The sequence below is a fragment of the Flavobacterium sp. B183 genome, from assembly GCF_023539155.1.
In the GTDB taxonomy this organism is placed as follows: domain Bacteria; phylum Bacteroidota; class Bacteroidia; order Flavobacteriales; family Flavobacteriaceae; genus Flavobacterium; species Flavobacterium tructae.
In genome coordinates, this window is sequence record NZ_CP097434.1 from 4,768,544 (window position 1) to 4,782,930 (window position 14,387).

Genomic DNA, 14,387 nt, shown 5'->3' on the forward strand with positions numbered 1-14,387 from the left:
TCAATATGAAAAAGGTGTTTTTTGTTTGTAAGGATGCAAATTAAATTCCTGCGATCGCTTTTATTTCATCAATAATTCGAAGTGCCAATACGTCAGCTTTTTCCTGAGAAGGAGCTTCTGTATAAATTCTGATGATCGGCTCTGTGTTTGATTTTCTTAAATGAACCCATTCAGTAGCAAAATCAATTTTCACACCATCAATTGTACTGATATCTTCGTTTTTGTATTTTTCGGTCATGGCTTCTAAAATTGCATCAACATCGATTTGTGGTGTTAATTCAATTTTATTTTTACTCATATAATATTCCGGGTAAGAAGCACGCAATGCCGAAACTGACATATTTTTATTTGCCAAATGGGTTAAAAATAAAGCAACTCCCACCAAACTATCTCTTCCGTAATGCGATTCCGGATAAATAATTCCACCGTTACCTTCACCTCCAATAATAGCATTGTTTTTCTTCATTAACGCTACCACGTTTACTTCACCTACAGCACTTGCTTCATATTTCCCACCATGAGCAACAGTTACATCGCGCAAAGCACGGGATGATGACATGTTCGAAACTGTATTTCCGGGAGTTTTACTCAACACATAATCAGCGCAGGCTACCAAAGTATATTCTTCCCCAAACATTTCCCCATCTTCAGAGATAAAAGCCAGACGATCAACGTCCGGATCAACAACAACTCCTAAATGCGCTTTCTCTTTCACTACTAATTCAGAAATATCCGTTAAATGTTCTTTTAATGGCTCCGGATTGTGAGGAAAATGTCCGTTTGGTTCGCAGTATAATTTTACGACCTCCACACCCATTTGTTCCAATAATTTTGGAATAATAATTCCTCCTGATGAATTTACACCATCAACAACTACTTTGAATTTTGCCGCTTTTACAGCTTCAACATCAACCAAAGGCAAATTCAAAACCTCGTCGATATGAATATCCATATAAGCATCGTTTATTGTAATCTCACCCAAGCTGTCAACATCTGAGAAATCAAAAGCCTCTGCTTCTGCGATTTCAAGAATTTTTGCACCTTCTTCTCCGCTTAAAAACTCCCCTTTTGCGTTCAACAATTTCAAAGCGTTCCATTGTTTCGGATTGTGAGAAGCCGTTAAAATAATTCCTCCGTCTGCTTTTTCTAACGGAACAGCTACTTCTACTGTTGGTGTTGTAGAAAGTCCTAAATCAATTACATTAATTCCTAAACCTATTAGCGTATTAACTACAAGATTGTGAATCATTGGTCCTGAAATTCTTGCGTCACGACCAATCACCACCGTTAATTTTTCTTTTGATGTGTTGTTTTTCAAAAAAGTACCGTATGCCGATGCAAATTTTACAGCATCAACAGGAGTCAGGTTATCTCCTACTTTTCCACCGATTGTTCCTCGTATTCCTGAAATAGATTTTATTAAAGTCATTTTTGTGAGTTATGGTTATTTTTTTTATCACAAATATAGAAAAGTTACTAAGATTCTAAGGTGCTAAGATTCTAAGTTTTCCGATTTTAAACATGAAGCTATCTGTCATTCATTAAAACGATGTCAAAAAGTTTTTATACTTTTACTAAAATTACGCAGTGTCTTCACAACTAAGAACCTCACAAACTTTAAAAACACATGAATTTCCTAGCTCATATCTATCTTTCAGGTGAAAATGATTTGATTAAAATTGGCAACTTTATGGCCGATGGAATTCGCGGTAAACAGTTTGAACATTTTCCGGAAGATGTTCAAAAAGGAATTCTTTTACATCGTTTTATAGACACTTATACTGATTCTCATGATATTTTCAGACAAAGTACCAAACGTTTACATGAGAAATACCATCATTATGCAGGCGTAATTGTCGATATTGTCTACGACCATTTTTTAGCCAAAAACTGGGAAAAGTATTCCGATGAAAAACTAGATCGTTTTGTGAACCAATTTTACAGATCGCTGCATGAAAACTATCCTATCCTGACTGAAAAAACACAAGATATGATGCCGTATATGATCAAACAAAACTGGCTTTTGAGTTATCAGACTGTTGAAGGAATACATCAGATTTTAACCCAAATGGACCGAAGGAGATCAAAAAACCAATCCAACATGCAATTTGCTAGTGCTGAACTAAAGGAATTCTATCCCGAATTTGAACGGGAGTTCACGCTCTTCTTTGAGGATATGAAAACCCAGGCCAATCAAAAATTACTTTCTCTATAATACTGCTTTTCACCAAACAAAAGCACCAAATAATACCTTTTAATTTTACATCAACATGAAAAAAATAACTTTCTTATTTACACTAATCTACATTAGCTGTACTGCGCAGCAAAACCCAATAAAGCCAACCGGACTTGTAGTTTCGAAAGCGATGGTGGTTTCGGCACGTGCAGAAGCTTCTAAAGTTGGGGCAGATATCATGAAAAAAGGCGGTAATGCCTTTGACGCAATGGTGGGTACCGAACTGGCACTGGCTGTTGCTTTTCCGTATGCAGGAAATATTGGCGGTGGCGGTTTTATGGTTTACAGAAAAGCCAATGGCGAAGTTGGATCACTAGATTATCGCGAAAAAGCACCGCTGGCTGCAACAAAAGACATGTTCCTTGATAAAGACGGAAATGTCATTAAAGGAAAAAGCACCGAAACGGCTTTAGCGATTGGTGTTCCGGGTACTGTTGCCGGAGTTTTTGCGGTTCATAAGAAACTAGGATCTCTGCCGATGTCTGAAATTTTAAAACCTGTTATTGCCCTTGCCGAAAAAGGTGTGATCGTAACCCTAAAACAGCAAAAGCAATTGGAGGCTTATCATGACGCTATTGTAAAAGTAAATGGCCCGAATACGCTTATGGCAGGAAAATTTAAGGAAAATGACACAATCAAATATCCCGCTCTGGCCAGCACTTTAAAGCGTATTCAAAAGAACGGAAAAGATGAATTTTACAAAGGTCAGACTGCTAAAACTTTAGTAAATTATATCCAGAAAAAAGGAGGAATCATAACTCTTAAAGATTTAGAAAAATACGAAGCCAAATGGAGAAAACCATTACAGTTTGATTATAAAGAACTGAAAATAACATCCATGGCGCCGCCAAGCAGCGGCGGAATTTGTCTGGCTCAAATTATGAAAATGATTAGTCCTTTTTATTTATCCAAAATGGGGCACAACACTCCGGAATCTATTCAGGTGATCGTTGAAGCTGAACGAAGAGCTTATGCGGACAGAAGTCAGTTTTTAGGCGATCCGGATTTTGTAAAAATTCCGATGAATGCTTTATTGTCGGATACCTATTTAAAAGACAGAATGTCGAGTTTCAATGCTGAAAAAGCGAGTTTATCCTCTGAAATTAAAGAAGGAAAAGTAACGTACAATGAAAGTACCGAAACGACTCATTATTCGATCGTGGATGCACAAGGAAATGCCGTTGCCGCTACCACAACTATAAATGATGCCTTTGGATCAAAATACTACTGTGATGAATTAGGTTTCTTTTTAAACAATGAAATGGACGATTTTAGTGCAAAACCGGGATCTCCTAATATGTTTGGTTTAGTAGGAAATGAAGCCAACAGTATTGCACCTCAAAAAAGAATGCTGAGCTCAATGACTCCAACAATTATCGAAAAAAACGGCAAACTGTTTATGGTGGTAGGTACTCCGGGCGGATCGACTATTATCACATCGGTATTACAGGCAATTTTGAATGTATATGAGTATAATTTAAGCATGCAGGAAGCTGTCAATGCTCCACGTTTTCACCATCAGTGGCTTCCGGATCTGATTACATTTGAACCTGGTGCCTTTAGCAACGTTACAATTGACAAGCTAAAAGCAAAAGGATATCTGATCAATGAAAAAAATGCTCCCGTAATTGGTAAACTGGATTGTATTTTGGTTCTTCCGGACAATTCTCTTGAAGGCGGGGCTGATTTTCGTGGAGACGATACGGCAGTAGGTTTTTAATTTAGTTCCTTATTTTTATTTATTTATAACATTATAGACTAAATTTGTATTTCCCTAACCATTTACAAACGGCATGCTAAAAAAATATTTTAGAAAACTAGAAAACATTATCGCTTTAGGACAATCGTTAATGACTCCGAAGCAATTTATTTTCCTGTCAAGCGTTTTAATTGGTATTTCCTGCTCTTTGGCGGTAATTGTTTTAAAAACTTTTGCCCATAGTGTTTTTTCATTTGCCACTTATATCAACGGAATTTTAAAACTAAGCTTTATTAATAGTATCCTGCCAATTATCGGTATTGTACTTACTGTATTTGTGATCAAAAGGGTTTTGAACGGTAGCATCGAAAAAGGGACTTCACAAATACTATATGCCGTTGCAAAAAAAGCAAGTATAATTCCCAGAAAACAAATGTATGCACAAATCGTTACTAGTTCGTTAACGGTTGGTCTGGGAGGTTCTGCAGGTTTGGAAAGTCCTATTGTGATTACAGGAGCTGCTTTTGGATCGAATTTCGCCCAAAATTACAGACTCCCTTATAAGGATAGGACTTTGCTCATTGGCTGTGGTGTTGCTGCCGGAATTGCCGCGGCTTTTAATGCTCCTATTGCAGGAGTTCTTTTTGCCATTGAAGTTTTACTGGTAGACGTAAGCATTTCTGCCTTTACTCCTATCATGATTTCGGCTGCAACAGGCGCTTTAGTTTCAGCTATCGTCTTAGACGAAACCATTTTATTGTCTTTCAAAAAACAGGAAGCTTTTAATTATCATAATATTCCATTTTATGTTCTTTTAGGAATACTAACTGGCTTCATGGCCGTTTATTATGCCCGAAATTTTCAAAAAATTGAGCATTATTTTGCCAGTCTAAAAATAGGAGCCTATAAAAAAGCCTTAATAGGCTCTTCGTTATTGGCTTTACTTATTTTTATTTTTCCAACATTGTTTGGTGAAGGTTACGAGAGTATCAAAACGCTATCTGAAACGGATCCGGGGAAAATATTAAACAATACTTTATTTGAAGATTTCAGAAACAATCAGTGGGTTTTACTATTGTTTGTAGGATGCACCATGATGGTCAAAGTTTTTGCCTCGGCACTTACCCTTGGAAGCGGCGGAAATGGTGGTAACTTTGCTCCCTCTCTATTTCTGGGATCCTATTTGGGATACTTTTTCTCTAAGTTTATTAGTCTAATTGGTCTGTCAAAACTTCCTATTAGTAATTTTACAATGGTTGGAATGGCCGGAATCTTAAGTGGGTTGTTTCATGCTCCGCTAACCGCCATTTTCTTAATTGCCGAAATTACGGGTGGTTACAGTTTAATGATTCCCCTAATGATTGTATCTTCAATCAGTTTCGCCATTTCAAAACGTTTTGAAAAATATTCCTTAGATGTTAAGGGATTAGCTAAAAAAGGGCACGCTTTTACAAGTAATAAGGATTCCAATATATTATCGACTTTAGATATTGATACGATCATCCAATGCGATTACCTAACAGTGCATCCGGATGAAAATTTAGGCAAATTGGTCGATCTTATCTCACACTCCAACCAAGTGGTCTTCGCCGTGGTAAACAATGAGAAGGAACTAGTTGGTATTGTTCATTTTAATGATATCCGTGAAATTATATTTAATGCTTATCGTGTTAAATATACTACCATTAAAGATGTAATGAAAACACCGCTAGTCACTATTTCTTCTTCTGACAGTATGGAAATTGTGATGAGTAAATTCGAACAGTCTAAAACAGCCTTTCTTCCCGTTATCCGCAACGAAAAATATTATGGATTCATTTCCAAATCGATAGCACTTGAAGCCTATAGAACCAAACTGCGTTCTATGACAATTGAGTAGTCTTAATATCGGATAGATTAAAATTTTGGATTATCCGATATTAAGAAGTACTTTTGTTGGGTAATGTGGGATATCGACTTAACATATAGAACTGAATTTCAATCTACCTTTGATCGATTGTATCAAAAAAGGCTCGATCTGCAAAACAGCAGACCACTGCCCAACATTGCTTTGCATAAAATCAGAGAAAGTTTATCTTTAGAATGGACCTACAATTCAAACAGTATTGAAGGAAATACGATGAGCCTTCGCGAAACCCAAATGGTCATTCAGGAAGGTATCACCATCAAAGGAAAATCGCTTCGGGAACATTTTGAAACCCACAATCATGATAAGGCAATTGATTATCTGTATAAAATTATAGACGATACCTACAAACTCCGAAGCATTGATATTTTGTCGATTCACGGATTGGTTTTGCGTTCTATCGAAGATGATTTTGCCGGTCGTTTGCGCAATGGCGGAGTTCGAATTTCCGGTGCAAATTTTATGCCGCCCAATGCCAACAAAGTTTCAAATTATCTCGATGAATTAATTGATTTTATAAATACAAATCCATTAGATCTCAACGATATTGAATTGGCTACGATTTATCATCATAAGTTGGTCTGGATTCATCCTTTTTTTGATGGAAATGGCCGTACAGTGCGCTTAAGTATGAATTTATTACTAATGCGTTGTGGTTTCCCTCCGGCTATTATCCTAAAAAATGACCGAAAGAAATATTACGAGGCCCTTAATCAGGCAAACAATGGCAATTATCAGAAATTAACCCTTTTGATGTGTCAGGCTTTAGAACGAACTTTAAATATCTATCTAAATGCAATGCCGGGCAGCGATTATGATTATCAAAAAATATCTGATATTGTAAGCGAACCTGAAACCCCATACGGCCAGGAATACGTAAGTTTACTTGCCAGAACAGGTAAAATAGATGCTTATAAAGAAGGCCGAAACTGGTACACTACCAAAGAAGCCATCGAAGAATATATGCTTACACGCAAAAGAAAACGCTAACTTTGGTTAGCGTTTTTTGTTACTATTTGTAACATAAACTTTTACAATCCAGTATAAAAAGAACAAATCAAAGTGGTAACTTTGCCTTTTGCTCAAATTTATGTTAGAAAAAGACAATACTATTGAAGTTCTTGGTGCAAGAGTTCATAATCTAAAAAATATAGACATTTCAATTCCGCGTGAAAAACTGGTAGTTATTACCGGTCTGTCGGGCTCGGGAAAATCATCTTTGGCATTTGATACTATTTATGCCGAAGGACAGCGTCGCTATGTAGAAACTTTTTCGGCTTATGCCAGACAGTTCCTTGGAGGCCTGGAGCGTCCCGATGTAGATAAAATCGACGGACTTTCACCCGTAATTGCTATTGAACAAAAAACAACTAGTAAAAGTCCGCGCTCGACTGTTGGAACTATTACAGAAATCTACGATTTCCTAAGACTTCTTTACGCCAGAGGTGCCGACGCGTACAGCTACAATACGGGAGAAAAAATGGTTTCTTATTCTGACGAGCAAATCAAAGATTTGATCATACAGGATTTTAATGGAAAACGCATCAATATATTAGCTCCTGTAATTAAGGCCCGAAAAGGTCATTATGCGGAGCTGTTCCAGCAAATTACCAAACAAGGTTTTCTAAAAGTACGTGTCAATGGTGAAGTTCAGGATTTAGTTTCCGGAATGAAACTAGACCGTTACAAAACGCACGATATTGAAATTGTAGTCGACAGAATGCTGATTGAAAATACTGAAGACAATCAGAAACGTCTTTCTGAAAGTATCAATACGGCGATGCACCATGGAGAAAACGTCTTGATGATTTTGGATCAGGATACTAATGAAGTACGTTATTTCAGTAGAAACCTGATGTGCCCTTCTACGGGTATTTCGTATCAAAATCCTGAACCTAATTTATTCTCCTTCAACTCTCCGAAAGGAGCGTGTCCACATTGTAACGGTTTAGGAACGGTACACGAAATCAATGTCAAAAAAATTATTCCAAATCCGAAATTATCAATTAAAGCGGGAGGTTTTGCTCCGCTTGGCGAATACAAATCTTCCTGGATATTTAAACAATTAGAAGTTATTGGTGAAAAGTATGGTTTTAAAATAACGGATCCTATTGAGAAAATTTCTGAAGAAGCCATGAATACAATTCTACATGGCGGAAAAGAGAAATTCACCGTAAATTCTAAAGACCTTGGCGTAACCCGCGATTATAAAATAGATTTTGAAGGAATTTCTCATTTCATCAAAAATCAGTATGACGAAAGTGCCTCTACCACTATCAAACGTTGGGCAAAAGATTTCATGGACGAAGTTAATTGTCCCGTTTGCGAAGGATCCCGTCTGAAAAAGGAAGCTCTGTTTTTTAAGATTAATGAAAAAAACATCACCGATTTGTGTGATATGGATATTTCTGATTTAACAACCTGGTTCCTTAATTTACATACACATCTGACTGACAAACAACTTCTGATTGCTTCAGAAGTCGTTAAAGAAATCAAGGATCGCTTAAACTTCCTGATGAATGTTGGTTTGAATTATCTGGCTTTAAGCCGAAGTTCAAAATCACTTTCGGGAGGCGAAGCGCAGCGTATCCGTCTGGCAACTCAAATTGGATCACAACTGGTGGGTGTTTTGTATATTCTGGATGAACCAAGTATTGGTTTGCATCAGAGAGATAATGAAAAATTGATTAAATCACTAGAACAATTACGTGATATCGGGAACTCGGTTATTGTGGTTGAACATGATAAAGACATGATCGAAACTGCCGATTATGTAATTGACATTGGTCCAAAAGCTGGTAAATATGGTGGTGAAATCATCAGCATTGGAACTCCAAAAGAAACCTTAAAATCTAATACTATTACCGCTCAATACCTGAACGGTAAAATGAAACTTGAGATTCCGAAGGAACGTCGTAAAGGAAACGGTAAATCACTAAAACTTACAGGAGCAACCGGAAACAACCTGAAAAATGTTTCTATCGAATTGCCTTTAGGACAATTGATTTGCGTGACAGGTGTTTCAGGGAGTGGAAAATCAACTTTGATTAACGAAACACTCTATCCTATTTTAAACGCTTACTATTTTAATGGTGTTAAAAAACCGCAACCGTATAAAAAAATTGAGGGATTAGAACATATCGATAAAGTAATTGATATCGACCAGAGTCCGATTGGAAGAACTCCGCGTTCGAATCCGGCGACCTATACCGAAGTTTTTACAGAGATTAGAAATCTGTTTACTATGACTTCCGAAAGTATGATTCGTGGTTATAAAGCAGGGCGTTTTAGTTTTAACGTAAAAGGCGGACGCTGCGAAACCTGCGAAGGGTCCGGGGTTAGAACTATCGAAATGAACTTTTTACCAGATGTCTACGTAGAATGCGAAACCTGTCAGGGCAAGCGTTTTAACAGAGAAACATTGGAAATTCGATACAAAGGAAAATCAATTTCAGATGTTTTAAACATGACCGTTGATGAGGCAGTTCCATTTTTCGAAAACATTCCGAAAATCTATCGAAAAGTAAAAACTATTCAGGATGTTGGATTAGGATATATTACACTCGGACAACAAAGCACAACATTATCCGGTGGAGAAGCACAACGTATCAAACTGGCTGGTGAGTTATCCAAAAAAGATACTGGGAACACCTTTTATATTCTGGACGAACCTACGACTGGATTGCATTTTGAAGACATTCGTGTTTTGATGGACGTGATTAATAAATTGGTAGACAAAGGAAATACAATCCTGGTAATCGAACACAATATGGACGTGATTAAACTTGCCGATTATATTATAGATATTGGCCCTGAAGGTGGAAAAGGCGGCGGACAATTAATTGCCAAGGGAACTCCGGAAGAAGTTGCGAAAAGCAAGAAAAGTTATACCGCTAAATTTTTGAAAAAGGAATTAGAATAATAAAATCATTGTCAGGGTTTGTAACTTTGGCAATGATTTTTCTTTTATCAATTGATATAATTGCAGAAAATACTATTGACCGAACCTACGGTTCTATCTATTATTTCGTTTGATTTATATGACGGATTAAAATCCGTCTCTACAAAATGGATCGAGCCGATGGCTCTACTTGCGTGGAAAAAGAAATTCCGCAGGAGTTATATTTTTATTTCAACGAATTTAAATTCGTTGAAATAAAAAATCACATCAAAACAAGTTCCAAAGGAACGACCTATTTATGCAACAGATTTTAATTCGTTGAAACAAAAAACACACATCAGACCAAGTTCCAAAGGAACGACATATTTATAGCAACGAATTTCAATCCGTTGAAATAAAGAAACCATCACAGAAGAGAGTTCCATCGGAACGATATATATTTATCCGTAAATCAAAACCTTTCCAGACAAGATAAAGAATAGCCACAAAATTCTCTCAATTTACTGATAATGAACAACAACTTATCAAGCCCTTTTATTTAGATGCTATATTTAAATTAATAAATTTTATTTTTTGCCCCAATTCACAAAAAAAGGCTTAATTTAGCTAGCCTTTTTGTCAAAATCTCAAATTTTGACAGTTCTTTTTTTGATAGAAAAACAACCACTCGATCGAAAATATGTAAAAAACAGGCACCGCTCTTTTGTCCATGCTAAAAAGAGAACAATTTTAAAAAAATATAAATTATAAAATACCTAAAATGAGATTAGAAGATTTTGATAATGACGAGGATAAAGTAATTCAGGACCGTTTAAAACAAAAAACGTGGAATGAAATCAGAACGAATGACAGCTGGGCGATTTTTAAAATCATGGCTGAATTTGTAAACGGTTACGAAAGTATGGGGCGTATTGGTCCATGTGTATCAATTTTCGGTTCGGCAAGAACAAAACCAGAAGACAAATACTATTTATTAGCCGAGAAAATTGCGTATAAAATCAGTAAAGCAGGTTACGGAGTTATCACAGGAGGTGGTCCCGGAATCATGGAAGCTGGAAACAAAGGAGCTCACTTAGGAGGTGGAACTTCAGTTGGACTAAACATCGAATTGCCTTTTGAGCAACATTTCAATCCTTATATCGACCACGATAAAAACCTTAATTTCGATTATTTCTTTGTGAGAAAAGTAATGTTCGTAAAATATTCTCAAGGTTTTGTGGTAATGCCGGGAGGTTTTGGAACTCTTGATGAAATGTTCGAAGCCATCACTTTGATTCAAACTAAAAAAATTGGAAAATTTCCAATTATACTAGTTGGAGTTGAATTCTGGTCAGGATTAATCGAATGGGTTAAAACTGTACTGGTAGAAAAAATGCACACGGTTAGCCCTGAAGATTTAAACTTATTTAAAATTGTAGATACTGAAGACGAAGTAGTTGATGTATTGGATAAATTCTACAAAAAGTACGATTTGAGCCCAAATTTCTAATAGAGACATCTGTCTTTTAAACGAATTTGAAAATTTAAATTTCGCACTTAGCCGTTAAAAACTGAGACAAATATAGTACTGTGTATGATTCAGTTAAATAAAATACTACAAAAATTAAAAGCTGTTTTTTAAACAGCTTTTTTTATACTATTTTTACAAAAAACCAGAATCATTATTTACTTGTGAGTTTATTTATAATTTTAATCATTTGCTCTATCCTTGAAATCTTTTTATAAAATTATATTCTATCTTTTTGTTCTATTAAGCTCGATAAAACAATATGCGCAACATCAGTCTAAGATGGAAGTCGCTGTTAACATAGAACTCAAAACCCTGAATATCAAACAGGATATCACATATCACAACACTTCAAATGATTCTTTGATTTCAATAGTTCTTAACGATTGGAACAATGCTTTTTCTGATAAAAACACACCATTAGCCAGACGATTTTCTGATGAATTTTACAGAGGTTTCCACTTAGCAAAAACTTCTGAAAGAGGGAGCACAACTGTTTTGAGTCTTACTGATTCAGACAATTCCGCACTTGAATGGGAAAGAACTGAAAAAAATCCCGATTATATCGTAGTAAAACTAAATAAAAAATTACGTCCGGGTGAAAAAATTGACTTGCACTTAATTTATATTACTAAAATTCCAAGTGACAAATTTACTCGTTATGGTTTTGATCAAAATGGAGGAATGAATTTAAAAGACTGGTTCATAACTCCTGCCCGTTTTGAAAATCACCGTTTTATGAAATACGACAATTTCAATTTGGACGATATTGCCAATGCAAGTACAGATTATGAACTTGAAATAAAAATACCCAACCAGTATGCTATAACGACTGATTTGAATCCGGTTTCGGAAGATACTACTAACTCTTCCTTTAAAACGTATCAGTTCTCAGGAAAAAACAGAACTGATTTTAGTCTGTTTATCGAAAAACAAAATGGTTTCACAAGTTACGATAACGGATCGCTTGAGGTACTTACAAATCTTAAAAACAAAAGACTAACCGAAATTCAGAGTGCGATTATCATCAATAAAGTAGTCACTTTTGCGAACTCTTTTATTGGAAAGTATCCACACCAAAGAATCACTGTTTCTCAGGTAGATTACGATCGAAATCCATTCTACGGACTGAACCAGCTGCCTTCGTTTATCAGTCCGTTTTCAGACGAATTTGTTTTTGAAATCACATTCCTGAAAACCTATCTGAATAACTACCTTAAAAACAGTCTGCGTCTGGACCCCAGAAAAGACAACTGGGTTTATGACGGGATTCAGATTTATGCGATGATGAAGTACATCGAAGAAAATCATCTGGATCAAAAAATGCTTGGAAGGCTCTCTGACATGAAACTCTTTTCTGGTTTTAACATCACTAATTTGACTTTCAACGAGCAATACAGCTATTACTATATGTTAATGGCTCGTAAAAATCTGGATCAGCCTTTGGGTGATCCGAAAAATACTTTAATCAAATTCAACGAACAAATCGCGAGTAAATATCGTGCAGGTTTAAGTTTTAGCTATTTAGATGATTATTTAAATCACAATATTGTTCCCGAAAGTGTGCAGGAATTCTACGATTTAAACAAAACGGAACAAACAAACCGATACGATTTAGAAAAAATACTAACCAAAAAAAGTCCAAAAAAGATTGACTGGTTTTTTAACACCATTATAGGATCACGTGACATCATCGATTATAAGTTCACCCATGTTTCTAGAACGAAAGACACTGTCGCTTTTCGAATTAAAAACAGAACCGGCATCTATGCTCCTATTCCTATATATGGAATTAATAAAAATGAAGTTGTTTTTAAAGAATGGGTCGAACCTAAAACTGCCGATTCAACCTATATTTTTGAAAGAAAAAATGCAGACAAAATTGTCATCAACTATGACAATGAGGTTCCGGAATACAACCAAAGAAACAATTGGAGGTCCATAAAAAGTTTGGTTATTACTAATCGTCCTATCAAATTTAATTTTGCCAAAGATCTCGAAGACCCTTATTACAATCAAATTTTATACATACCGACTCTAAATTATAACTATTACGACGGTCTGACTCCCGGTATGCGTCTTCACAACAAAACAATTTTAGACAAACCTTTTACGTTTGATATCGAACCGGCTTATTCCATTAATGCGAAAACTTTTTCCGGTTCTTCCTCATTTTCCTGGAATCAATACTATCGAAACAGTACCTTATATAATGTACGCTATTCCCTAAGCCAAAATTATTACCACTACGCTCCTGACGCCACCTATTTGAGGCTGAATCCGATGGTACAGTTTAGAATACGTGAAGAAAATTTCAGAGATAACCGAAAACAACTGATCATGTTCAGACAGGTTATTGTAAATCGTGAAGCAAGTACTTACATCAAAGACAATTCCACTCCAAATTATTCTGTTTTTAATGCCCGTTACGTTAATACAAAAATGGAGCTGGTAAATCATTTTAATTTTATGACGGATGTTCAGTTCTCAGGAAAATTTGGAAAAGTAGCTGCAGAAATTGAATACAGAAGACTTTTTGAAAACAATCGCAAACTAAATTTAAGATTGTACGCCGGAAGTTTTTTATACAATCGAACAAACTCTGATTATTTTAGTTTTGGTTTAGACCGACCGTCTGATTATATGTTTGACTACAATTTTTTCGGCAGATCAGAAAGTACCGGAATTTTCAGTCAGCAATATATAATAGCCGAAGGTGGTTTTAAATCTAAAATAGCACCAAGATATGCCAATCAATGGATGGCTACCCTAAATGCGAGCTATGCTATTTGGAACTGGATTGAGGTTTACGGAGATGTAGGTTTAATGAGAAGCAAGCATCAAAGTGAAAATTTCAGATATGATAGTGGTATCCGGTTAAATTTAGTTCCGGATTATTTTGAATTGTACTTTCCGGTTTATTCTAATAACGGATGGGAGATTTCGCAAAATAAATACAGTGAAAAAATACGATTTATCGTCACATTTTCACCAAAAACATTACTTAATCTTTTTACTAGAAAATGGCTTTAATCGAATGAATTAGTTATAAAAACATAAATTATTCGCACTAAAAAAACAAAAAAACTAAATATCACTTAAAAAACACACCCTGTTTTAGCAATTTAATTACAGATA

8 protein-coding genes are annotated in these 14,387 nt (G+C 35.7%); 7 read left to right on the forward strand and 1 reads right to left on the reverse strand.

What is annotated here, in order from left to right; translation table 11 throughout:
* Positions 1–40 precede the first annotated feature (40 nt).
* Positions 41–1,429, reverse strand: coding sequence for a phosphoglucosamine mutase (glmM, locus tag M4I44_RS19445; protein ID WP_230001372.1), 1,389 nt, complete (start codon positions 1,427–1,429; stop codon positions 41–43).
* Between the two features lie 198 nt (positions 1,430–1,627).
* On the opposite strand from glmM, the gene M4I44_RS19450 reads away from it, so the two are divergent.
* The 7 genes from M4I44_RS19450 (at position 1,628) to M4I44_RS19480 (ending at position 14,282) form a co-directional block, all read left to right on the forward strand.
* Positions 1,628–2,215, forward strand: a complete 588-nt coding sequence (locus M4I44_RS19450) for an ACP phosphodiesterase (RefSeq protein WP_017496647.1) — start codon at positions 1,628–1,630, stop codon at positions 2,213–2,215.
* 55 nt (positions 2,216–2,270) lie between these two features.
* Positions 2,271–3,956, forward strand: a complete 1,686-nt coding sequence (gene ggt, locus M4I44_RS19455) for a gamma-glutamyltransferase (protein ID WP_017496648.1) — start codon at positions 2,271–2,273, stop codon at positions 3,954–3,956.
* Positions 3,957–4,029: 73 nt separating this feature from the next.
* Positions 4,030–5,814 (forward strand): chloride channel protein, encoded by a 1,785-nt coding sequence (locus tag M4I44_RS19460; protein ID WP_249965820.1) that lies wholly within the window; start codon positions 4,030–4,032, stop codon positions 5,812–5,814.
* Positions 5,815–5,877: 63 nt separating this feature from the next.
* Complete coding sequence (locus M4I44_RS19465) at positions 5,878–6,831, forward strand: Fic family protein (protein ID WP_249965821.1); 954 nt, start codon at positions 5,878–5,880, stop codon at positions 6,829–6,831.
* A gap of 100 nt (positions 6,832–6,931) precedes the next feature.
* Positions 6,932–9,763, forward strand: coding sequence for an excinuclease ABC subunit UvrA (gene uvrA, locus M4I44_RS19470; protein WP_249965822.1), 2,832 nt, complete (start codon positions 6,932–6,934; stop codon positions 9,761–9,763).
* A 739-nt stretch (positions 9,764–10,502) separates the two neighbouring features.
* Positions 10,503–11,231: a TIGR00730 family Rossman fold protein gene (locus M4I44_RS19475; RefSeq protein WP_017496653.1), complete on the forward strand. Its 729-nt coding sequence runs from the start codon at positions 10,503–10,505 to the stop codon at positions 11,229–11,231.
* 300 nt (positions 11,232–11,531) lie between these two features.
* A complete protein-coding gene (locus tag M4I44_RS19480; RefSeq protein ID WP_249965823.1) occupies positions 11,532–14,282 on the forward strand; it encodes an aminopeptidase in 2,751 nt (916 codons plus the stop codon).
* The last annotated feature ends 105 nt before the right edge of the window (positions 14,283–14,387 follow it).